Source organism: Psychrobacillus insolitus, assembly GCF_003254155.1.
Lineage (GTDB): Bacteria > Bacillota > Bacilli > Bacillales_A > Planococcaceae > Psychrobacillus > Psychrobacillus insolitus.
This window is the reverse complement of the sequence record NZ_QKZI01000006.1, coordinates 113,043-136,527: the sequence shown is the minus strand read 5'-3', so window position 1 is coordinate 136,527 and position 23,485 is coordinate 113,043. Positions and strand designations below refer to the sequence as shown.

21 protein-coding genes and 1 riboswitch are annotated in these 23,485 nt (G+C 34.8%); of the genes, 17 read left to right on the top strand and 4 right to left on the bottom strand.

Features of this window, described 5'->3' with window-relative positions; all coding sequences use genetic code 11:
* Positions 1–15 precede the first annotated feature (15 nt).
* The 16 genes from dnaB to C7437_RS13000 all read left to right on the top strand — a co-directional run bounded on the left by dnaB (position 16) and on the right by C7437_RS13000 (position 18,817).
* Entirely contained in the window at positions 16–1,371 is a 1,356-nt protein-coding gene (dnaB, locus tag C7437_RS13075) for a replicative DNA helicase (protein WP_111440179.1), read from the top strand.
* A 137-nt stretch (positions 1,372–1,508) separates the two neighbouring features.
* Positions 1,509–2,795, top strand: coding sequence for an adenylosuccinate synthase (locus C7437_RS13070; protein ID WP_111440178.1), 1,287 nt, complete (start codon positions 1,509–1,511; stop codon positions 2,793–2,795).
* Positions 2,796–3,551: 756 nt separating this feature from the next.
* Positions 3,552–5,030: a M23 family metallopeptidase gene (locus tag C7437_RS13065; protein WP_111440177.1), complete on the top strand. Its 1,479-nt coding sequence runs from the start codon at positions 3,552–3,554 to the stop codon at positions 5,028–5,030.
* 294 nt (positions 5,031–5,324) lie between these two features.
* Positions 5,325–6,029 (top strand): response regulator YycF, encoded by a 705-nt coding sequence (yycF, locus tag C7437_RS13060; protein ID WP_111440176.1) that lies wholly within the window; start codon positions 5,325–5,327, stop codon positions 6,027–6,029.
* A 5-nt stretch (positions 6,030–6,034) separates the two neighbouring features.
* Complete coding sequence (walK, locus tag C7437_RS13055; RefSeq protein ID WP_111440175.1) at positions 6,035–7,864, top strand: cell wall metabolism sensor histidine kinase WalK; 1,830 nt, start codon at positions 6,035–6,037, stop codon at positions 7,862–7,864.
* Complete coding sequence (locus C7437_RS13050) at positions 7,855–9,177, top strand: YycH family regulatory protein (RefSeq protein ID WP_111440174.1); 1,323 nt, start codon at positions 7,855–7,857, stop codon at positions 9,175–9,177. The genes walK and C7437_RS13050 overlap by 10 nt, the downstream gene beginning before the upstream one ends.
* Entirely contained in the window at positions 9,164–9,970 is an 807-nt protein-coding gene (locus tag C7437_RS13045; protein ID WP_111440173.1) for a two-component system regulatory protein YycI, read from the top strand. The genes C7437_RS13050 and C7437_RS13045 overlap by 14 nt, the downstream gene beginning before the upstream one ends.
* A gap of 12 nt (positions 9,971–9,982) precedes the next feature.
* Complete coding sequence (locus tag C7437_RS13040) at positions 9,983–10,771, top strand: MBL fold metallo-hydrolase (protein ID WP_111440172.1); 789 nt, start codon at positions 9,983–9,985, stop codon at positions 10,769–10,771.
* Between the two features lie 163 nt (positions 10,772–10,934).
* Positions 10,935–12,155, top strand: a complete 1,221-nt coding sequence (locus tag C7437_RS13035; RefSeq protein ID WP_211310026.1) for a S1C family serine protease — start codon at positions 10,935–10,937, stop codon at positions 12,153–12,155.
* 411 nt (positions 12,156–12,566) lie between these two features.
* On the top strand, positions 12,567–13,046 hold the full coding sequence (rlmH, locus tag C7437_RS13030) for a 23S rRNA (pseudouridine(1915)-N(3))-methyltransferase RlmH (protein WP_111440170.1): 480 nt from the start codon (positions 12,567–12,569) through the stop codon (positions 13,044–13,046).
* 59 nt (positions 13,047–13,105) lie between these two features.
* The gene (locus tag C7437_RS13025; protein WP_111440169.1) at positions 13,106–14,092 is read left to right on the top strand and encodes an MBL fold metallo-hydrolase; all 987 of its coding nucleotides are present in this window, start codon (positions 13,106–13,108) and stop codon (positions 14,090–14,092) included.
* A 91-nt stretch (positions 14,093–14,183) separates the two neighbouring features.
* Positions 14,184–14,366: riboswitch (Lysine riboswitch) on the top strand.
* Between the two features lie 125 nt (positions 14,367–14,491).
* Positions 14,492–15,334, top strand: a complete 843-nt coding sequence (locus C7437_RS13020; RefSeq protein WP_111440168.1) for a transporter substrate-binding domain-containing protein — start codon at positions 14,492–14,494, stop codon at positions 15,332–15,334.
* A gap of 60 nt (positions 15,335–15,394) precedes the next feature.
* Positions 15,395–16,153, top strand: coding sequence for an amino acid ABC transporter permease (locus C7437_RS13015; RefSeq protein ID WP_111440167.1), 759 nt, complete (start codon positions 15,395–15,397; stop codon positions 16,151–16,153).
* A gap of 21 nt (positions 16,154–16,174) precedes the next feature.
* Positions 16,175–16,909 (top strand): amino acid ABC transporter ATP-binding protein, encoded by a 735-nt coding sequence (locus C7437_RS13010; protein ID WP_111440166.1) that lies wholly within the window; start codon positions 16,175–16,177, stop codon positions 16,907–16,909.
* 91 nt (positions 16,910–17,000) lie between these two features.
* Complete coding sequence (locus tag C7437_RS13005) at positions 17,001–17,804, top strand: alpha/beta fold hydrolase (RefSeq protein ID WP_111440211.1); 804 nt, start codon at positions 17,001–17,003, stop codon at positions 17,802–17,804.
* 26 nt (positions 17,805–17,830) lie between these two features.
* On the top strand, positions 17,831–18,817 hold the full coding sequence (locus C7437_RS13000) for a sensor domain-containing diguanylate cyclase (protein ID WP_111440165.1): 987 nt from the start codon (positions 17,831–17,833) through the stop codon (positions 18,815–18,817).
* 51 nt (positions 18,818–18,868) lie between these two features.
* Here the strand turns inward: C7437_RS13000 and C7437_RS12995 are convergent, their stop codons facing one another.
* Entirely contained in the window at positions 18,869–20,059 is a 1,191-nt protein-coding gene (locus C7437_RS12995; RefSeq protein ID WP_111440164.1) for an MFS transporter, read from the bottom strand.
* A 198-nt stretch (positions 20,060–20,257) separates the two neighbouring features.
* Complete coding sequence (locus C7437_RS12990) at positions 20,258–20,596, bottom strand: heme oxygenase (RefSeq protein WP_111440163.1); 339 nt, start codon at positions 20,594–20,596, stop codon at positions 20,258–20,260.
* 261 nt (positions 20,597–20,857) lie between these two features.
* Between C7437_RS12990 and C7437_RS12985 the strand changes: the two genes are divergently transcribed.
* Positions 20,858–21,856, top strand: a complete 999-nt coding sequence (locus C7437_RS12985) for an EAL domain-containing protein (RefSeq protein WP_111440162.1) — start codon at positions 20,858–20,860, stop codon at positions 21,854–21,856.
* Between the two features lie 496 nt (positions 21,857–22,352).
* Here C7437_RS12985 and tatA read toward each other — a convergent pair whose 3' ends face one another.
* The gene (gene tatA, locus C7437_RS12980; RefSeq protein WP_111440161.1) at positions 22,353–22,556 is read right to left on the bottom strand and encodes a twin-arginine translocase TatA/TatE family subunit; all 204 of its coding nucleotides are present in this window, start codon (positions 22,554–22,556) and stop codon (positions 22,353–22,355) included.
* A 59-nt stretch (positions 22,557–22,615) separates the two neighbouring features.
* Positions 22,616–23,371, bottom strand: coding sequence for a twin-arginine translocase subunit TatC (gene tatC / locus C7437_RS12975; protein ID WP_111440160.1), 756 nt, complete (start codon positions 23,369–23,371; stop codon positions 22,616–22,618).
* Positions 23,372–23,485 lie beyond the last annotated feature (114 nt).

Genomic DNA, 23,485 nt, shown 5'->3' with positions numbered 1-23,485 from the left:
TATGGGGAGAGGTCAATGAGCGATCCATTATTGGACCGTGTGCCACCACATAACCAAGAAGCCGAACAATCTGTCATTGGAGCAATATTTTTAGAACCACAAGCATTAATAACAGCTGCAGAAATAATTATGCCGGAAGACTTTTATCGTGTAGCACATCAGAAGATATTCCAAACGATGATTCGATTAAGTGATCAAGGTAAACCAATTGATGTTGTTACTGTAACAGAGGAACTTTCTGCTAAAAAAGAATTAGAAGATGTAGGAGGTATTTCTTACATAAGTGAGATTTCCAATGCAGTACCTACAGCAGCAAATATAAGTCATTACGCAAAAATTGTAGAAGAAAAATCGATTCTACGTCGATTAATCCGTGTGGCTACATCAATTGTAGAAGATGGATTTACACGTGAAGATGAAGTAGAAGCTCTCTTATCAGAAGCAGAACGAAAAATGATGGAGGTTGCCAGCAGAAAAAATGCTGGTGACTTTCAGCATATTAAAGATGTATTAGTACAAACATATGATAATATTGAAAAACTTCACTCAAGAAAAGGTGACGTTACTGGTATTCCAACCGGGTTCCGTGACTTAGACCGGATTACAGCAGGGTTTCAGCGGAATGATTTAATCATTGTTGCTGCGCGTCCCTCTGTAGGGAAAACTGCCTTTGCTTTAAATGTTGCACAAAACGTAGCAACGAAAACAGACGAGAACGTAGCAATCTTTAGTTTGGAAATGGGTGCTGAGCAATTAGTAATGCGTATGCTTTGTGCAGAAGGCAATATCGATGCTCAAGTATTGCGTACAGGTGCTTTAACTACGGAAGATTGGCGAAAATTGACGATGGCGATGGGAAGTTTATCAAATGCGGGAATTTTCATCGATGATACACCTGGTATTCGTGTAAACGAAATACGTTCTAAATGCCGTCGTTTAAAACAAGAGTATGGACTTGGTATGATCATGATTGATTACCTACAACTTATACAAGGTAGTGGGGGAAGCCAAGCGAATAGGCAACAAGAGGTTTCCGAAATATCCCGTTCCCTAAAAGGATTAGCACGGGAACTACAAGTTCCAGTTATTGCTTTATCTCAGCTTTCTCGTGGAGTGGAGCAGCGACAAGATAAGCGTCCAATGATGTCGGATTTACGTGAATCTGGATCAATTGAGCAAGATGCCGATATTGTTTCTTTCTTATACCGAGAAGATTATTATGATAAAGAAACAGAAAATCAAAATATGATTGAGATCATTATTGCAAAGCAGCGTAACGGTCCAACTGGAACTGTTACATTAGCATTTGTAAAGGAATTTAACAAATTTGTTAACATTGATTGGAATCAACACCAAGTCCCACCAGCATAATACAAACACGAACATATAAATGTGATTAAGCATTTATCGTTCGTGTTTTTAGTGTTTTAGGTTGACTACAGTCATATAGATTGATACAATTATACTGTTTAATTCAGGACATATAAATGTCTGTCGGAGGTGCTGGAATGCCATCAGTAGTAGTAGTAGGAACACAATGGGGAGACGAAGGTAAAGGTAAGATTACAGACTTTCTATCTGAAAACTCAGAAGTAATCGCACGTTACCAGGGCGGTAATAACGCGGGCCATACAATTATTTTTGGAGGGGAAACATACAAGCTTCACCTTATTCCTTCAGGTATTTTTTACAAAGATAAAGTTTCGGTAATTGGAAATGGTATGGTTGTTGATCCAAGAGCACTTGTAAAAGAGCTAAAAGGTTTACATGATCGTGGAGTTACAACAGAAAACCTACGTATTTCTAATCGCGCTCACGTTATTCTTCCTTATCATTTAAAACAAGATGAAGTGGAAGAGGCACGCAGAGGTGTAAATAAGATTGGTACAACAGGTAAAGGAATTGGTCCAGCTTATATGGACAAAGCTGCACGTGTTGGAATTCGTATGGCAGATCTTTTGGATTATGAAGTATTCAAAGAAAAATTAGAAATGAATTTAGCTGAAAAGAATAGAATGTTTGATAAATTCTATGAAACAGAAGGCTTTACTGTAGAAGAAATCTTAGAAGAATTCTTCGGTTACGGACAAGAAATTGCGAAGTATGTTACAGATACTTCAAAAGTATTAAATGACGCATTAGATGATGGCCGTCGTGTACTATTTGAAGGCGCACAAGGTGTTATGTTGGATATTGACCAAGGTACATATCCATTTGTTACTTCTTCTAACCCTGTGGCTGGAGGAGTAACGATTGGTGCCGGTGTAGGACCAACAAAAGTTACACATGTTGTTGGAGTATGTAAAGCTTATACTTCTCGCGTAGGAGATGGTCCATTCCCAACAGAACTATTTGATGAAATTGGAAGTCAAATTAGAGAAGTTGGTAAAGAGTATGGAACAACTACTGGAAGACCACGTCGTATTGGATGGTTCGATACAGTCGTAATTAGACATGCTCGCCGTGTAAGTGGCTTAACGGATCTAACAGTAAACTCTATTGATGTTTTATCTGGTCTAGAGAAAGTGAAAATTTGTACTGCTTATAAATACCAAGGTGAATTAATTACTGAATATCCAGCGAATCTTCGTATTCTTGGAGAGTGTGAACCAGTATATGAAGAATTAGCAGGTTGGAGTGAAGATGTTACTAAATGTAAATCTTTAGATGAGCTTCCAGAAAACGCTCGTCACTATTTAGAGCGTATTTCTCAGCTTTCAGGTGTACCAATCTCTATTTTCTCAGTAGGACCAGATCGTACACAAACAAACATTGTATCAAGTGTCTGGAGATAATAATTAGAAAAACGTCAAGAAGTATAAAACTTCTTGATGTTTTTTTGTGGATTATAAACGGATCTTTGTCAAATGACGTAGGTGAATAATTTTAGTCAGCTATAATTGATTTATTTGTCGCGGGACTGTCCAGAAAGTCAGCAAAACTGATTTTTTGCGGTAGCTTTTTTTATGTAGTTTCCTCCAATAGGAATGTTTGCGTCTTGAGTGTAAAAAGTGAGTTTCCACCTGGATGATGGTTTTGGTCGACTTTTATTCTACAGGGAATGTCACTTGTTTCCTATATTCTCTTAGCAGATTTCGTTACGAGCGGCGACTCCAGTGGGATTAGCGTGACAGGTGAGACCCCACTGGAGCGCGGTTTTCGCGACGAGGAGGCTCACCGCACGCCCCACGGAAAGCGTCCGCTCGAAACGAAATCTGCGCGGATCAGGATTTTTTTATTTCACATATTGTACAATCCTTTAAACAATACGTAGTTCTTAATCTTCAATTATGACAAATATAACAAAGAAATAGACTATATAATGTATAAAATATGAATAATTTGGAGAAAAATCTAATATAAGAGTTAAATTGTTTAAAAATGAATCATTTAATCCCTTTTTATGGTTTTTATTATATATAAATGGATCAAATTATACATTTTCTTTACAATGAGCTATAATATTACACTTCAGTCTATGAAAATGGTAAATTAGAATAGTTGAAAAAATAAAGATGATACTTTTTTATTAATTTGGAAGGAGCTTTACCATGTTTTTTAAAAGAAAGAAAGAAGAACAAAAAGCTATTAAACTTAATGTTCTTTCAAATAGAAAGTCAAGTATGATAAAGAAAGCGGCCATTTCTGTATTGCTACTTTCAGGTTTCTCTTTTAATATGGCATTCGCCAATGAAGCAGAAAGTAACAGTGATTTAAAAGAAATTCATCATATATATTCAAGTGGTGAATATGTAGGAGCATTATCTGATACTTCTGGAATACAAGAGATGATTGATAAAAAAATTGAAGCTTCTAGTCCCCAATATGAAAACCTCTCATTAAAAGCAGGTTCTGATTTATCAGTTGTATCTGAACAAGTTTTTACATCTTCTACAAAAGACAAAGAAACGCTTCAAAAATTAGATAAGTTAATAGAAGTAGAGGCAACAGCATTTGCACTGTCTGTTAATGATGAGATTGCAGTCTACGTCAAAGATTTGGCTACTTACGAAGAAACACTTCGTAAATTTAAATTGAATTTCATAACAGAAGAGCAGTTGACTGCATTAGAAGCTAGAAGTAGTTCTAGTGAATCTTTACCTGATTTACAAGAAAATGAAACCCGAATTTCTGAGTTAATTTTAAAAGAAAAAGTATCAGGAGTAACTTCAGGTATAACACCAGATGAGGTTGTTGCTGCAGATGAAGCAGTGAAAATTTTACTTAATGGAGCAGTAGAACAAGAAACATATACAGTTGCTACTGGAGATGTTTTAGGATCAATAGCGAGTAAATTTGACCTCACAGCAGCTGAGATCGTGAAGCTCAATCCAGGCATTACCGATTCAACTGTTTTACAAATTGGGCAGACTTTAAATGTGACAGTCTCAAAACCTCTTATTAATGTAGAAGCGCTCTATGAGAAAAAGGTTGTAGAAGTGATTAAACAGTCGAAAACAGTAAAAGAATCAGATGATATGTATAAAGGCGATACTAAAGTACAACAAGAAGGTTCAGACGGTGAGAAAGTTGCTACCTATCTTTTACGTAAAGAAAACGGGACACTAGTAGGACAGTCATTAAAAGAAGAAACTGTACTTGTTGAACCAATAGAACATATTGTGTTAAAAGGAACAAAAGTAATTCCTTCAAGAGGAGCAGGAACATTTGCTTGGCCGGCAGAAGGTGGATATATATCAAGCAAAATGGGATATCGCTGGGGTCGACAACATGCGGGAATTGATATTGCTCGTCCAAGTGGATACACTATCAAAGCTGCAGATAATGGTATTGTAATAGCTTCAGGGATGCACGATACGTATGGTAACCGGGTGGTTATAGACCATCAAAATGGTTATAAAACTACGTATGCACACATGTCTTCTCTTAGTGTGAGTGTAGGAGATGTAGTACCTCAAGGATCTAAGTTAGGTGTCATGGGTAGTACTGGTCGTTCAACAGGAACTCATCTACACTTTGAAGTAGAAAAAAATGGCGCAACGATTGATCCGCTAACTGTGTTAAACTAATAGTAAGAAAGAGACGGTCACTAGGTTGGCTGTCTTTTTTGTTGTTTAAGAAAATCTATTACCTTAAACAATAAAAAATCTACCGCATATGTACTATAAAATTCCCCGGGAAATAATCAGTTATTTACTCGAAAATTGACAGCTAAGCATGCAAATGCCATTAAAAAGACTGCAATATATGACTTTATATGCCCTTCTTTAAGTGTGCGCATGATGTAAAAGCGTGTTAGAGTAAGAGAATAAAAATAAAAGTAATTATTTCATATATAGATAGAGAAAAGGGGTTTCGACAATATGAGTAAGAAAATATTAATAGTAGATGATGAAAAACCGATTGCAGATATTCTACAATTTAATTTGAAAAAAGAAGGCTATCAAGTGTTTTGTGCGTATGACGGCGATGAAGCTCTAAAAAAAGTAGAAGAAATTCAACCTGATTTAATGCTACTGGATATAATGCTTCCTAACAGAGATGGAATGGAAGTATGTAGAGAAATCCGTAAAAAATACGACTTTCCAATTATTATGCTTACAGCGAAAGATTCAGAAATTGATAAAGTGTTAGGGTTAGAGTTAGGTGCAGATGATTACGTAACGAAACCATTTAGTACAAGAGAATTATTAGCGCGAGTGAAAGCTAATATGAGAAGACATCAAACAGTACAAGAAGATGTTGAAGCAGTTACAAATGATATAACTATTGGACCTTTGACCATTCAACCAGATGCATATTTAGTATTAAAGAGAGAGGAAACAATTGAGTTAACACATCGTGAATTTGAATTATTACATTATCTAGCTAAGCATATTGGGCAAGTCTTGACCCGTGAACATTTACTTCAAACTGTTTGGGGATATGATTATTTTGGAGACGTTCGTACGGTAGATGTAACAATACGTCGTTTACGTGAAAAGATTGAGGATAATCCAAGTCATCCAACGTGGATTGTTACTAGAAGAGGCGTTGGCTACTATTTGCGAAGTCCTGAACAGGAGTAGAAATTATGCAAAAGGTAGGTTTTTTAAAATCAATTTATGTAAAAATAGTGATGATTTATATTTTATTAATCATCATTGCAATACAGATTATTGGTATATATTTTGTACAAAAATTAGAGCAAACACTAAAAGAAAATTTCCAAGAATCTATTACAGATAGAGTCAGTTTAGTTGAATTTAGCGTGAGAGAAGAATTACTAAAAGTACGCGATGAAGATGATCAAACAATCGAACAAAGCTTACACCCAATTTTGAATGGTGTAAATTCAACTGACATTAAAGAAGTTCGTGTAATTAATAATAGATTTGAAATTATTGCTACTTCAGATATTAATAACCAATCAATTGTTGGACAAAGGTCAGTGGATGAAATAGTAAGAAAGTCTATAACCACTGGAACTCCTTTGAACAATATTTCGCTTGATTCTGAAACGAGAAATAGAAATAGAATTTGGATTTTAGTAACGCCTATCAGTTCCCAAGGTGAAGTAATTGGTTCACTTTATGTAGAGTCAAATATTGAAAATGTATTTGGGCAGATGAATGAGATTAATCGAATACTTGCGGGTGGGACAGCGGTTGCATTAGCTATTACAATAATCCTTGGGATTCTAATTTCACAAACAATTACACGTCCAATTTCTGATATGAGAAGACAAGCACAAGCAATGGCTAAAGGTAACTTCTCTAGAAAAGTACGAGTATATGGAAATGATGAAATAGGACAGCTGGCAATTGCTTTCAATCATTTAACGAATAGATTACAAGAATCTCAGTCTACAACAGATGCGGAACGTAGAAAACTATCTTCGGTACTGACGAATATGACGGATGGGGTTATTGCAACAGATCGTAAAGGTCGTGTTATTCTAATCAACGATCCAGCACTTAAATTATTGCGAATACCGAGAGAGATGGTGTTAAACCGTCCAATTACATCGGTCTTGGCAATTGATACAGCTAATTCATTTGAGGATTTAATCCACATGAAAGACGCGTTGACGCTTGATTTTAGTACAAGTGAGAGACCGTTTATTTTACGAGCCAATTTCTCTGTTATTCAAAAAGAAACAGGTTTTGTGAATGGACTAATTGCTGTTATTCATGATAATACGGAGCAGGAAAAGATTGATATGGAACGAAGAGACTTTGTTGCCAATGTTTCACATGAACTTCGTACACCGTTAACGACTATGAGTAGTTATTTAGAAGCGCTCGCTGATGGAGCCTGGAAAGATCGAGAAATTGCTCCTGCTTTCTTACAGGTGACTCAAACGGAAACAAAACGAATGATTCGTCTGGTAAATGATTTATTGCAATTATCTAAAATGGATAGCAGAGATTATAAATTAAATCGTGAGATTGTCGATTTTAAACAATTCTTTAATCGAATTATTGATCGATTTGAATTATCTAAATCTCAAAATGTTTCATTCCATCGAGTGCTCCCTGAAAAACAGTATTTTGTAGAAATTGACACAGATAAGCTAACACAAGTGATTGATAATATCATTTCTAATGCATTAAAGTATTCTCCAGATGGCGGTAATATTCGTTTTGGATTTACTGTTAAGGATACTCATATGAAAGTCATGGTTTCAGATGATGGTATGGGTATTCCTTCTGCAAATGTAGAAAGAATTTTTGATCGATTCTATCGTGTAGACCGTGCTAGAGCGAGATCAATGGGAGGCACAGGACTAGGACTTGCCATTGCTAGGGAAATGATTGAAGCTCACGGTGGTTCTATTTGGGTTGAAAGTGAAGAGGGGCAAGGTACGACGGTGTTCTTTACACTGGAGATTGAGATCAATGAGGAAGGTGAATGGGAATGAAGTATATTGAACAAGTAAAATCTGTCATGTTACTCCTTCTCGTTCTCATGAGTTTTACACTCACTTTTTCTAGTTGGACGTATTCCCCTAACTACGAAACGATTGATACGCCAATTTTGGATATTTCTATTGCAGAGAAAAAGACATTGGAAGATGTAATTAAACCATATCGTCTATTATTCAGTGAGAATGATAAATTTACAGGTTCTACTTCCACACAGAGCATTGAGCGAGTACTAGGAACTATGAAAAGTTGGGAAATACAAATGGTAGAACTAGTAGAAAATGAAGTAACTGTTCAGGAGATAAATAGGTATATAAATGCTCCAAATAGGTTTACACTTTTTTTTACAGCGGATGTACCAATTAAAACGTACAGTAGTATTTTTCCCTTTGCAGATCATACTTTGCCAGATGCATCTTTCAATAGATTAGTAGTCGATTGGAGCGATATATCGAAGGATGAGATATTGGTGTATTTTATTAATACAGCAGATAAAAAAGTGTACTCTTCTACAATGAATAACGTGAATAAACAATTTTTTATAAACTCAATTATTAATCAAGCGAAAAGTTTTCCTGTCTATAATGAAATAGAAAGAAATGAAAATCTTTCTTTGTATGTTTCGGCAAGTCCTGAGAAAACAGTGAGCTACACATACTATTTAGAAGAAATTGCTCCGGAAAAATTTAAAAATGCGTTATTTAATACACCCAGCATTGTTCGAAGTAATCCATTTGGAACTACTGCCCAGGAATATACAGATGATAGTGCGTTAATGAATGTCGACTATTCATCTAAGAGAATAAGTTATGTTGACCCAGCTGCTGAGAGTGAAACTTCTGTTACTCCAGAAGAACTCATTCAAAATACAGTGAACTTTGTTAATGAGCATGATGGATGGACAGATGATTTTCGATATAGTCGCATAAATCCAATTACTCAGCAAGTGAATTATCAGCTCTATTATTTAGGATTACCAGTGTTTAGTGATGATACTAGTACAGAGATCATTGAGTATTGGGGAAAGAATCGTGTGTATCGTTACATAAGACCATACTATATACTCGATGTCCCACTTAAAACGATAGATACGCAATTACCTTCAGGTCAGATTGCGTATGAAAAAATTTCAGAAATTCCTGAAATGGATAGCTCAACTATAGTGGATATTGTAGCAGGCTATTACTTGTCAAGGGATGATAATCAGCCAATTTTGAGTTTAGAGCCATCTTGGTACTATTTAGTTAATGGATCTTGGATTCGACTAGCGCCTGATCTTCTAGGAGGTGACACTTTTGGATTGGAATAAAACGAAGACTATTTTTATCATCGTATTTTCTATTTTGAATGTCTTTCTTTTTTCTTTATATTTGAATAGATATAACGAAGATCTGGGTGTTAAAGTATTAAGCAGTGTTGCACCAATTGAGGATCGTTTATTACTAGATAATATTAAAATTCCAAAAATAGAAAATACGATTCAGGATGCTTCTTATGTTTCTGGTAATGTTCATATGTTCACTTCAGAAGAGTTGGATACGCTAGAGCACCAAATAGTAGAGTTAAAAAATGGGTACAGTGTAAAAGCTATATTTGATGAGCCAATAGAAATCACAGAAGAAAACACAGTGGAAAAAATATTGAAAGAAAACATACTTAAAAGTGACTCATATAAATTATGGGAAGTCGATGAAGACAGTAATACTGCTACATTTTTTCAAAAAGTAAATGGCCGATTAGTTTATTTCAACCAAAATGCAAAAGTAACCCTCTATTGGAATGATGAAAACGAAGTAGTACGTTATGAACAAACTATTTTAGATAATTTAGAGGATTATAAGGAATCGAAAAAATTATTACCTCAATTGCAAGCAATTGAAGCTTTGCATAATAGTGCATTATTAAAACCAAATGCGAAAGTTAAAGCAATTGAACTTGGGTATTCTACACTTGTCCAACTAACAGAAACACAAGTATTTGCGCCAACTTGGAAAGTGCAAGTCAAGCTGGAGGATGGTACGCTGGAAGAATACTTTGTAAACGCGGTAGAGGGTAGAATAATTGAGATTCCAAAAGAGGTTGAACAGGCGTCATTAAGGTAAGGAGTTTTACAGATGAAGTTTAGTGTATTAGCAAGTGGTAGTAGTGGTAATGCTACATATATCGAAAATGATGAGCATTCCTTTTTAGTAGATGTCGGATTAAGTGGTAAGAAAATGGATGAGCTCTTTAGTGAAATTGAGAGAGAGATCAGAAAACTAACAGGTATCTTTATTACTCATGAACATAGTGATCACATTAAAGGGTTAGGAGTGATCGCGCGAAAATATGGTATTCCTATTTATGCAAATGAAAAAACTTGGATGGCAATAGATCCGCTTATTGGTAAAGTACCAACTGATCAACGTTTCCAATTTGATATGGAGACGGTTAAATCATTCGGTTCAATTGATATTCAGTCATTTGGAGTGTCTCATGATGCGGTGGATCCTATGTTTTATGTATTTCATGAAAATGGAAGAAAGCTTGTGTTGATTACGGATACTGGGTATGTGAGTGATCGTATGAAAGGTTATATAAAAGGAGCAGATGCATTCGTGTTTGAAAGTAATCACGATGTAAGTATGCTTCAAATGGGGCGTTATCCATGGTCTGTCAAACGTCGAATTTTAAGTGATGTTGGACATGTATCCAATGAAGATGCTGCGGTTGCTATGAGTGAAGTAGTCGATTTAAAAAATACGCATATTTATCTTTCTCATTTAAGTAAAGATAATAATATGAAAGACCTTGCTCGCATGAGTGTTACGCAAACATTGCAGTCTTGTGGAATTGTTACAGGAGAGTATGTACATTTACATGATACAGATGCTAATCGAGCTACAGAACTGGTGCTGGTTTAATAAATAAAAGGCCGATAAAGTGACACTTTCACTTTATCGGCCTTTGTTCTTTTTAAAAAAATCCAATATTTATCTAATTTTTAATTGATTTTCATCTAATTTTCATCTTCCTTGGGTAAATTAGTAATATAGACATAAACGTAATAAAGAAGGGAAGATGAATATGGACAATAATTTATACAATTCATATGGACCACAAGAAGAACCTAAAAAGAAAAGAGCAGATAAGAAAAGAGGCATAGCGGGGTATTTCTTTAGTGGATTATCCGGTGTGTTAGTTGGAGCATTACTCGTTTGGTTTTTAATACCATCTGTTGTAACCAATTTACCAACAAGTAATAAAACAGAATCAACGTCCAATGTGACAGAAACACAGCAAGTTTCTGTCGATGTTACAACAGACGTGACAAGTGCTGTAGAAAAAGCTGCCGATTCGGTAGTTGGTATAACAAATATTCAATCAGTCACAGATTTTTGGAATCGTGCAGAAACGACCCAAGAAGCTGGAACAGGATCAGGTGTTATTTATAAAAAAGAAGGTGGAAAAGCATTTGTTATTACGAACTATCACGTAATTGAAAATGCGGAATCATTAGAAGTAACACTTGCAGATGGAGTAAAAGCAGAAGCAACTTTAGTAGGTAGTGATATTTGGACAGATTTAGCTGTACTCTCAATTGATGATAAGGGAATAGATTCAGTTATAGAATTTGGAAATTCAGAAACATTGAAACAAGGAGAAACAGTTATTGCAATTGGGAACCCACTAGGACTTGATTTTTATGGTTCTGTAACAACTGGTGTCGTATCAGGTAAAGATCGTGCAGTACCTGTCGATTTAAACGGGGATGGCGTAGAAGATTGGCAATCAGAGGTCCTACAAACTGATGCAGCGATCAATCCAGGTAATAGTGGTGGTGCATTGATCAATCTTACAGGTCAATTAATTGGTATAAACTCCATGAAGATATCAGAGTCGACAGTGGAAGGAATAGGACTTGCGATTCCGGTAAATACGGTGATACCAATAATTGAAGATCTTGAGAAAAATGGGCAAGTAAATCGCGTATCTATGGGTATTACATTGATGGATTTGACAGATGTACCCGCATTCCACCAACAAGATACTTTGAAACTGCCAGGTGAAGTAACTACAGGTGTCGTAGTAGATGAAGTAGTAGCAAAATCTGCTGCAGCAATCGCAGGCATGGAGTCATATGATGTGATTGTGGAAATGGATGGACAAAAGATAGAAGACGTAATAAGTTTAAGACAGTATTTATACAATGAAAAAGAAATCGGAGACGATTTAACAGTAAAAGTGTATAGACAAGGTGAATTAGTTGAATTAACATTAACATTAGTAGAAACAAGTAATTTGTAAACATGTGGATAACTAATAATTGTAAATAAAAGATGTACACAACGAGTATGGAAAGAAAAGCTTGTCTTTCCTACTCGTTTTATATTTGGTAAAATAGGTTGTGGATAAGAATGTCGGATTTGTGCATAACTTATAGCGTGATTTGCAAGTATATAGCAAGTGTAATATTAAGAATATTCAACTGTGGAACCCATATAAACAAGGCTTTAAAGGTGAATCTAACTGAATAATAAAACTAATTAACATTTGATTAATTATAGGATGAAGAAAAGTTATCCACAGGTGAATGTCACTTTAGTATATCTTGTGGTGAATCAATGGAAGAACACAAGATATAGAAGTGTCCTGTGGATATGTGGATAAACCTTGTGGATAACTTGTTTGTAAATACATTGTAAAGGTGGATAACCTGTGAATATCCAAATAATTTCGGTCGGGAAACTAAAAGAAAAGTATTTAAAAATGGGAATAGAAGAATACACAAAAAGAATGGGGGCTTATGCCAAAATGGATTTGGTAGAAGTCTCGGATGAAAAAGCGCCCGAACAATTAAGTTTAGCTGATATGGAAATTGTAAAGAAAAAAGAAGGTGAACGTATTTTGGCAAAAATTGCTCCTGATACGTATGTCATCGCACTTGCAATTGAGGGTAAGATGAAATCTTCGGAGGAGTTAGCTAATGATTTAGAGAGTTTAATGACTTATGGTAAAAGTAAGATTGCATTTGTAATCGGTGGATCGCTAGGTTTGCATGATGATGTTATGAAGCGTTCAAATGAGAAGTTATCGTTCAGTAAAATGACGCTGCCACATCAGTTGATGAAGTTAGTGCTTGTGGAGCAGATTTATCGTGCTTTTAGAATTATTAATAATGCACCATATCATAAGTGAAAATGCATTTTAGAAGAAATCTTCGTGTTTACAATAAGTAAGAGGGAAGTGTTTTCTATATGGAAGTGATGCCAACAATTTCATCCCTAGGCCATTCTGTATACCCAGTTATACTAAAGACAACAAATGGCTCCATTGGTTCAATTAATTGTTACATAATAAATGATGGAGATTCACTTACCTTAATTGATGCTGGAATTGATACAGACTTGTATTGGGAAGAATTTATACATGTATTGAAAAAGAAAGGTTTCGCAGTATCTGACATAGATCGAATATTATTGACACATCATCATGAAGATCATGTTGGCCTGGTAAAACGTATACTAGCAATTAAACAAATTCCTGTTTATGCTCACGTTGAAGCAGTTCCCCGTTTAAAGATGGACCAAGGATTTTTAACGATGCGTCAAAACTTTTTTAAAAAAATGTATGAAGAGATGAACTGCTTAGAAGAAGCACAATTTCGATTGGCTAAATTAGAAAATACACGAGTAAATGCAAAGGCACTTGCTATTCAAGTAGATATTATTCCGTTAAGACAAGGAGATAAAGTTTTTGATTACACCGTTATGGAGACACCGGGTCATTCCCCAGATTCCATTTGTTTTTATGACGAGAAAAGAAAATGGCTATTTTCAGGGGATCTATTGTTGAGTAAGTCTTCAACAAATGCAATTATCGAACCTGATTCTGAAGGCAATCGATTAAAAACGGTTATACAACACCGGGAATCTTTACGGAAGTGTGCCTCTATAGATGCGGAGCTACTGTTTCCAGGGCATCAAAATGTGATCGATAACCATCGGGCGTTAATTGAGACGAAGATCCAAAAGATGGATGATAAAGCGGAGAGAATGATTAGCTTTATACAAGGTGGAATAGAAAAAGCAAATGACTTAGCAAAAGCTTATTACAAATCAAAGTATACAGAAGAGTTTTCCTTGGTTATGTCGGAGATCGTTGGTTACCTGGATTACTTAGAGGAAAGTAAGCGTATAATTAAAGTGAAAAAAGCCGGAATTTGGCATTATTTTCTAGCTTAAATCCGTCTATTACTCCAGTGAATTGGTTGACAGGGAACCTCAATTATTGTAGAATATGAACTAATAATTGAATATAACCTCACTTATTATTGAGTGAGGTAGAGGCGCGATATTTAACAGTCTTTAGAGGAGTTTGAGAAGCTTTGATACTAAGGAGAAGGAACTGTCGCCGAAGTTAGTAATATTTCTCCGTATTACTTGCTGGGTCTGTAGTTAAGAACTACAGGACTGTCACTATGAACGTCCTTGTTTATAGTGGTGAGCTATCTCATTAAGAGAAGTAGAGGATTTAGGGCAACTTATACATAGTATAACCTGAGTTCGTTTCAGGTTTCTTTTGTGTAAACTGTCCTTTTTTTATTTAAAAACACAAACTAATATTAAGGGAGAGAGACAAATATGAAAAATAAATCACTATTATTCATTGCGATGTTAATTTCTACTGTTTTGTTATTAGGTGCATGTGGTACAGATGATACAGAAAATACTAGTTCATCAACAGAAGAAAAAGATACATTTACAGTAGGTTTAGAAGCAGGATATGCACCTTTTAACTGGACACAAATGGACGACTCAAATAACGGGGTAAAAATTGACGGTAATGCAGAATATGCAGGCGGATATGATGTAGAAATTGCCAAAAAAGTTGCTGAAGGTTTAGGGAAAGAATTAGTAATTGTCAAAACAGAATGGGATGGTTTGGTACCAGCTTTAACATCAGGTAAGATTGATGCGATTATGGCAGGTATGTCACCAACAGAAGAACGTAAACAGACAATAGACTTCTCTGAAAACTACTATACTTCTGACTTTGTCATGATAGTTAAAAAAGGTGGACCTTTTGAAGGAGCCACTTCTATTCAAGACTTCAGTGGAGCAAAAGTTACAGCCCAATTAAATACGTCACATTATGGTGTTATAGACCAAATCAAGGGCGTAGATAAACAAACGGCTTCTGATAACTTCACTTCAATGCGAGTAGCACTTCAATCAGGAATGATTGATGGCTATGTTTCAGAACGTCCTGAAGGAATAAGCGCTTCATCAGCTAACGACCAATTTGCAATGGTAGAATTCACGGATGGATTTGTTGCTGATGAGGAAGAAACAGCAGTTGCAGTAGGGCTTGCTAAAGACAGTAAATTAACGGAAGAAATTAATGCAATCTTAGCAGAAATCTCTGAAGAAGAACGTCAAGAAATCATGGATAATGCTATTAAAAATCAACCAGCTGCAGAATAATGATTACGGTAACCGGCTGCTTTTTTTGCAGTCGGTTTTTACGTTTAAAGGAGGATTATAATGAATTTAGAGTGGGTAATAACAATAATTTCTAACAACTGGCCGATGTTCATTCGAGGGGCAGGAATGACACTCTTAATCTCCATAGTTGGTACTATTCTAGGAGCAATTATTGGTTTGTTGGCAGGGGTTATACGCACGATTCCATTACCTGAAAGAAAGGGTAAACGAATCATTCTGAAAGTAGTAAATATTTTACTTTCTATGTATATAGAGTTTTTCCGTGGAACCCCAATGATTGTGCAAGCAATGGTTATATATTATGGTTCCGCGTTAGCTTTTGGTGTAAATATGGACTTACTCACTGCAGCCATTTTCATCGTTTCTATCAATACAGGAGCATACATGGCTGAGATTGTTCGCGGAGGTGTAATTTCAATTGAAAAAGGGCAATTTGAAGCAGCTCAAGCAATTGGGATGAATCATATCCAAACCATGTGGAATGTTATATTACCTCAAGTAATACGTAATATTTTACCAGCGACGGGAAATCAATTTATCATTAATATTAAAGACACATCTGTACTGAATGTGATTGGAGTTACGGAGCTATATTTCCAAACAAAATCAGTTGCAGGTAATAATTTTCGATACTTTGAATCGTTTTTTGTTGCGTGTGTTTTATATTTTATCATGACATATGCCGTAACTCTGATTCTACGTTATTTTGAAAGAAAATTAGATGGACCAGAGAATTACAGTATGATTGGTCAACCAGCGCAAATTACATTACCTAAAAACAACAATAATCGTCAATAAATAAACGAAGGAGGCGTACATATGGAAAGTGTAATAGAAATACAGCATCTTAGTAAATCCTTCGGTAATCATGAAGTGTTAACAGATATTGATTTCTCCGTTCAAAAAGGAGAAGTTGTCTGCGTCATTGGTTCTTCTGGATCTGGAAAATCAACGCTTCTACGTTGTATTAATCTTTTAGAAAAACCAAGTGGAGGAAAAATAATCTATCGCGGGGAAAATATTTTAGATGATAGACATGATATTCACTCATACCGAAAAAAATTAGGAATGGTTTTTCAGCAATTTAACTTATTTAATAATCATAACGTGTTAAATAATTGTGTTGTAGGTCAAGTAAAAGTGTTGAAACGTTCAAAAGAAGAAGCAGAAAAAACTGCATTAAAATACTTAAAAGTTGTTGGCATGGATCAATACGTCAATGCAAAACCAAAGCAATTATCAGGTGGTCAAAAACAGCGTGTTGCAATTGCTCGTGCACTTTCAATGGAACCAGATGTTATGTTGTTTGATGAACCAACGTCGGCTCTCGACCCGGAAATGGTAGGAGAGGTTTTGAAAGTAATGAAGGAACTGGCTGGTACAGGACTGACTATGCTAATCGTTACACATGAAATGGAGTTTGCAAAAGAAGTATCTGATCGTGTTGTATTCATGGATAAAGGGGTTATCGCTGAAGAAGGAGCTCCAGAGCAAATCTTCAATAATCCAAAAGAAGAGCGCACAAAAGAATTTTTAAAACGAACACTAAAATAAAAATAACATAAAATTCAGTATTTAGTTGATATTTTAACGGCTTCCCTTCAGAATGAAGAGGAAGCTATTTTTTATGAACGGAGTTTTGATAATGACTGATGTATTGGTTCGAAATAATGTGAAAGTTACGGGAAAAGGAGATAAAACAATCGTTTTTGCACATGGCTTTGGGTGTGATCAGAGCATGTGGAGATATATTGTACCTTTTTTTGAGGAAAATTATCGAGTAGTACTGTTTGATTATGTTGGGTCAGGTAATTCAGATTTAACAGCATACGATTTTGAAAAATATAGTACGCTTCATGGATATGTACAAGATATACTAGATGTTATTGAAGCGCTTGACCTTAAAGAGGTTATATTTATTGGCCATTCTGTTAGTTCCATGATTGGCATGTTAGCAACAATTGAACGTCCAGATTACTTTGAAAAACTAATAATGGTTGGGCCTTCTCCTCGTTATTTAAACGAAGGAGATAATTACCATGGTGGGTTTGAAAAAAGCGATGTTGAAGATTTACTAGCAATGATGGAGATGAATTTTGTTGGTTGGGCAAGCTTTATGGCCCCTCTTGCTATGAAGAATCCGGAGGTCCCAGAATTATCTATTGAGTTAGAGAAAAGTTTTAATTCTAGTAATCCATTGATTACTAGACAATTTGCAGAAACTACTTTTTTCTCCGATCATCGGACAGACTTAGTTAAAGCTACGGTTCCTACGTTAATATTACAGTGTTCAGATGATAGTATTGTTCCTATAGAAGTAGGACAGTACTTACAACACAATATGAAGAATAGTACGCTTCGATTAATAGAAGCGAAAGGGCATTATCCTCATATTAGTCACCCAAAAGAAACGGTTAGTTGCATTAATGAATTTCTAATTTTATCTTAAATAGTTTTAAGAGAGGATGTTGGAAGTTGGAAGAGAGATGGAATACCTTACCTTGTGGGTATGTTTCAATTTCCACCCAAGGACTAATTATAGATGTAAATCAAACATTCCTTGATATGGGTAATTATACACGTAGTAACTTAGTATCGAATCACATTGAATCCGTTATGTCGATTGCAAATAAACTAATTTTCCATACATACTTTTATCCTTTTATACAGTTAAATGGCCACGTCGATGAAATGTATATAAGTATAAAAGGAAGTAATGGTAAAGATATTCCTGTATTATTTAATGGTAAATATTACAACGAAGATGGCGTGGAATTTATTGATTGTGTGTTTGTGCATCTGGGTAAACGGATAGATTATGAACAAGAAATACGTCTTGCTAAACAGCAGATAGAGGAAGCATATCGTGAAAAGAATGACGCTCTTGCAAAGATGGAACGACTTCATCTTGAACTAGAACAAAAACAAGAAGAGTTAATCAAATTGAATACGTTGCTCGCAGTACTCTCTACTACAGATGGGCTTACTGGATTAAACAATAGAAGATTTTTCATGGAAAAGCTAAAAGGATTCTATTTGACATATCAACAGACAAATATACCTTTTTCGCTTTTAATCATGGATATAGATCATTTTAAATTAGTAAATGATACATGGGGACATCCTATTGGAGATCAAGTATTAATAAAATTAGCTCAAATTTTAACAGAATTTTTTCAAAAAGAAGATGTTGTTGCTCGATATGGCGGAGAAGAATTTGTCGTAATCATTCCTGTTGAAGGCGAAGAAGAGTCTATAAAAGTAGCAGAAAGATTAAGGATGGCTATTCAAACAGCTGATTGGGAAATTGGTGAGATAACAGTTAGTATTGGCGTAACAACTAGTAATCCTAATGACACAGATCTTTCTATATTAGCAAAAGCGGATAAAGCTCTTTATGTGTCTAAAGCAAATGGAAGAAATAGAGTGACACATACGAAGTATTTATCATATACAGAATGAACATTAAATAAGCGATCCTCTAAAATTAAATCTAGAGTATCGCGTTTCTTATTATTCTGCAAGTAAGATTGCTTTTTCTTTACGTCCATAAAGGAAAAAGTAAGGAATGATTGTTAGAATAACTAGTGCGCCTAAGATGACATATAACGTGCGGTAGCCGGTTAAAGGGATGATAGAACCAAGTATATAAGGTCCGAAGCCAAATCCCGCATCTAAGAAGATAAAGAAAGTAGAAGTTGCAAGCCCCATACGATGAGTAGGCGTTAGTTTCACTGCTACAGCTTGTGTAGTAGATTGCATATTACCAAACCCAAGACCGATCAATGCCCCTGCCAATAAAAATACGAAGCTAGTACCTGCCATGCTTAGAAGTATCATACCAGCCCCAAGAATAAAAAACCCAGGATACATAATGTAGTTTGCTCCTTTGACATCCACTAGACGACCAGTAAATGGTCTTGACAATAACACGACAATTGCGTATACGATAAAGAAGAAACTAGCCGCTTCTACTAGATCAATTTCAATGGCATAAAAATTAATAAAAGAAAGAACACTAGAGTAGCAAAAGGCAATAACAAAAGTAATAATAGCAATAGGCAACGCTTTTGGCTCTATAAAACTAGAAAACTTAAATCCTTTAGATTCTGCTGTTTTTATTGGTTTATCAGTTTTGGGTACATATAGGAAAAAAGTAGTGCATAAACTAAAAATACCTAATATGAGGCAGAATCCAAAAATCACTGAAAAACTGGTATGCTGGTTCATATATATGCCAATGAATGGTCCAAATGCAGTTGCCAGTGTAGCACTCATACTAAAGTAACCAATTCCTTCTCCTTTTCTTGTCATTGGAATAATTTGAGCAACAATTGTACCGGCTGCTGTACTTGCTATTCCCAATGTTAACCCATGAAGAAATCGATTGAATAACAGGAACGTAAGTCCCAGATTTACATAGTATAAAGAGGTTGCTAGTATAAATAGGGCTAAACCAATAAATAAAGTTTTTTTGCGACCGATTAAGTCAATAACACGTCCAATAATGAGACGCCCAACTAGAGTTCCAATGATGAAAATTCCAGTAACTAAGCCTGCTTGACTAGTTGTAGCATGCAATTCATCTACGGCATATACAGCAATTGTTACTAATAACAAATAAAATACAAGTGTAATTAAAAAGTTAACAGAAGATACAACGATAAAATCCTTTGTCCATAATTTTGGTCTTGATTGAGTCATTTTGTTATCTCCTAGCTATAGAATATGATTACGTATTATGTTTGTAATTTTTGGAAAAACCTTTCTTTATAAAAGATTAATTTCCTTAGATAACCATCTAGCATAGCATAGAAAAGACAGTATGAAAAGAAACTGTGGTAATAAAAAAACTCCTTCCTAAGTGTCTTTCGACAGTAAGAAGGAGAGTTAACATATAATTTATTTAGAAGAGATTGCTTCTACAGTTGCCACAACTTCAGTAATGACTAGTTCGCTACCTAACATCGGAGATTCTTGTTTAGCTGCAGTTGAATCATCTTCTGGTCTTTTATGAGATTGTTTAAATACATCACTGTCTTTCCAAGTTTGGAAGTTGTCCAAGTTTTCCCAGTACATATTAACATTTAACTCATCGTGTTCTGTAAGTCCTTGCGTAATGGTAACTTCTACTTTCACAAAGCCTTCCATTTCTTGAAGTGGGCCTGGTTTTGCAAAATTAGGAGCCATTCTTTGAGCAAATCCTGGTTTGGTTTTAATACGATTTGTTACGATAAACATGTGTCATTTCTCCTTTTCATTTGTAATTTTTGTTAATGTTAGTATACCATATTTTATCCAATAAACCTTGTTACAATGCGTAAACATAGGTACATCTGTATATTTTCGTTCCTTTTTATTTTAACAAAAATGATGGAATTATGAAATATTTTTCGTTGAATAAGGTAAAGAATTATGAAAAAAAGAAAGCTTTTATTATAATAAACATAACTGTAAATATTCTCATGATGCAAAAGTGAGTTATAAAAGGTGGGGAATTAAATGGATTGTAATAATTGTACTGTGGGAGAATTGAAATTTGAAATTAAAGTAGAAGGTGAATTTAATCTTTCTATGTTACAAGATGTGGCAGCACATTTAAACAGAAAAGAATTGAAAATCGAGCAAAAAGGGAATAAATTTATTTTGATGGAATCTGAAGTGAGAGATTTTGCAGATTTTTGTAAAGACCATATGAACCCATTAGAAGTTTTTTTTAAAATCGCAAATGAAGATTGGAAACCATTGGATGAATTAGATAATATTTTAGATGTGCAGTGGATTGATGAAGTAATCAAAAAAGAGTTGTTAATTTGCTATTATCAGCCAATCGTCGATACACAAGAAGATGTTTTTGCTTATGAAATTTTATCTAGATTTCAAAATGAAGATGGTTCTATCATCTATCCGAATGAGATCTTCTCGGCTGCAAGAAGCAGGGGAAGGTTATATGCCTTAGATCGTGTATGTAGAATGACAGCAGTAAGATATGCTGCAGCTATAAAAGATAAGAAAGCATTTATTAATTTCATTCCAACATCTATTTATTCTCCAGAATTTTGTCTGCAATCAACAACGGCCTTAGCAAATGAACTAGATTTAGATCCTACTCAACTCGTTTTTGAAGTAGTAGAAACGGAGAAAGTTGAGGATTTGGATCATTTGAAAAGAATTTTAACTTATTATAAGGAAAAAGGATTTCAATATGCTTTGGATGATGTAGGAGAAGGTTATAGCACAATTGAAATGTTAGCTGATTTAAAACCTAAATATATGAAATTAGATATGCAGTATGTACAAGGTGTTGCACAAGATGACTCTAAACAAAAGATTGCTAGAAAGTTTTTGGAAAAAGCATTTGAGATAGATTCTATTCCTTTGGCAGAGGGAGTGGAAGAAAGAGAAGATTTTGAATGGTTAAAAGAAGTGGGGTACCAGCTTTTTCAGGGTTATTACTTCGGCAAACCAGGACCAGAACCTTTAGCTATTGATCAAGTTTAGAGCTAAACATAAAATGCCAGTGATTTAATAGGTTCTATACCAAATGTTGTTGGAGAAAAAATTTTCGTCGGCTATAATTTGTTTATTTATCTCGGGACTGTCCAGAAAGTCAGTAAAACTGATTTTTTGCGGCAGTCTTGTTTTCTGTGTCTATTTGAACTTATGTTTCCTTAAACGAACCTGCCAAAAAAATAGTCCCAAACATCATAAATGGCCAAAACTCACATACGACATATTTTAAAATAAGTGCAAAAACGGTAAAAAAGTCCCTTTTGGCACTTATTTTCGGATAAGTCGTATAGTCATTTTGCTATATTTCATAAATCAGGATTAAAAATTTAAATAGAAATATTTAACATGTAGCAATGCGAGATGTCTAATTTGTTTTTGATGATTCACAGCCATGTAAGTTAATTTTTTTTGTTCGCTTCTAGGAGCTTGCGCTTTTCTTATAAGATAAAAACCCCAGCTATCATTATGATGACTGGGGTAAAGATTATAATTTCTTTTTAGTATCTGCTTCTTTGTCATCTAGTTTAAATTCTTCCGTTACATCATCTACAATACCTTTTGTAGAATTTTTAAATTCTTTTAAAGTTTGACCAGCAGCTCTACCTAATTGAGGTAATTTAGATGGTCCAAAGACGATTAACGCAATGATTAGAATAATGATTAAACCTGGTACACCGATGTTTGGCATAGTGTCTCCTCCTTAAAATGTCTTACAAAGTATAATTTACGAAAAGTTACAGTTCTAGCCTAATCATCTAATTCTTGTTCGAGAATAGCTTGTCTAGCTATCTGTTTTTTATACGACCAACTTGATACGAGAATACTTATTTCAAATAAGAGTAATAAAGGAATTACAATGATGAAATCTGATATAAAATCAGGAGGTGTAATAGAAACCCCGATTACGACAAGTATGAAGTAAGATATTTTTCTCATTTTTCTTAATCGATCTGGAGTTACAATTCCTAATTTAGTCAAAAAGAGAATAATAACTGGTAGTTCAAAAACAATCCCTACTGGAATAACTAAATTAAACATAAATGTAAAGTATTGTTTCATTCCATAGGTTTCTATGGCACCAATTGAATCATTAATATTGGACATGAAGTTCAACATTAATGGAAATAAGATAAAATAGCTAAAACTAATACCTGTTAAAAATAAGAAAAATGAAGCGGGTATAAAATATATTGTTCCCTTTGCTTCCTTATCTAATAACCCTGGCTTCACAAAAAGCCAAATTTGATACATCGCAATTGGCAGTGTGACTAAGATAGCTAATACTAAAGCACACTTGACATAGATTAATAAACCGTCTGTATATCCAAAAACATTCCATTCCACATGTTGAGCTGTAGGTTGTTTTTTTAGGAAAGTCAGTGTCTTCGGAGCGAACCAAAATCCTGCTGCAAGTGACAGGATAAAAGTTATTGAAACAATAATTAGCCTTTTTCGTAACTCGGTTAAATGCTCAACAAGTGTCAATTCTGGTTCTTGTGTCAATGTTTTTACCACCTCATTTTCTCAAATAAAGTGAAATCTATAGTTGAGAAGTTTATAGCTTACTAAAATATAAAGGATATGTAGAAATGTTGTCTTGTATCAACTACACATTAT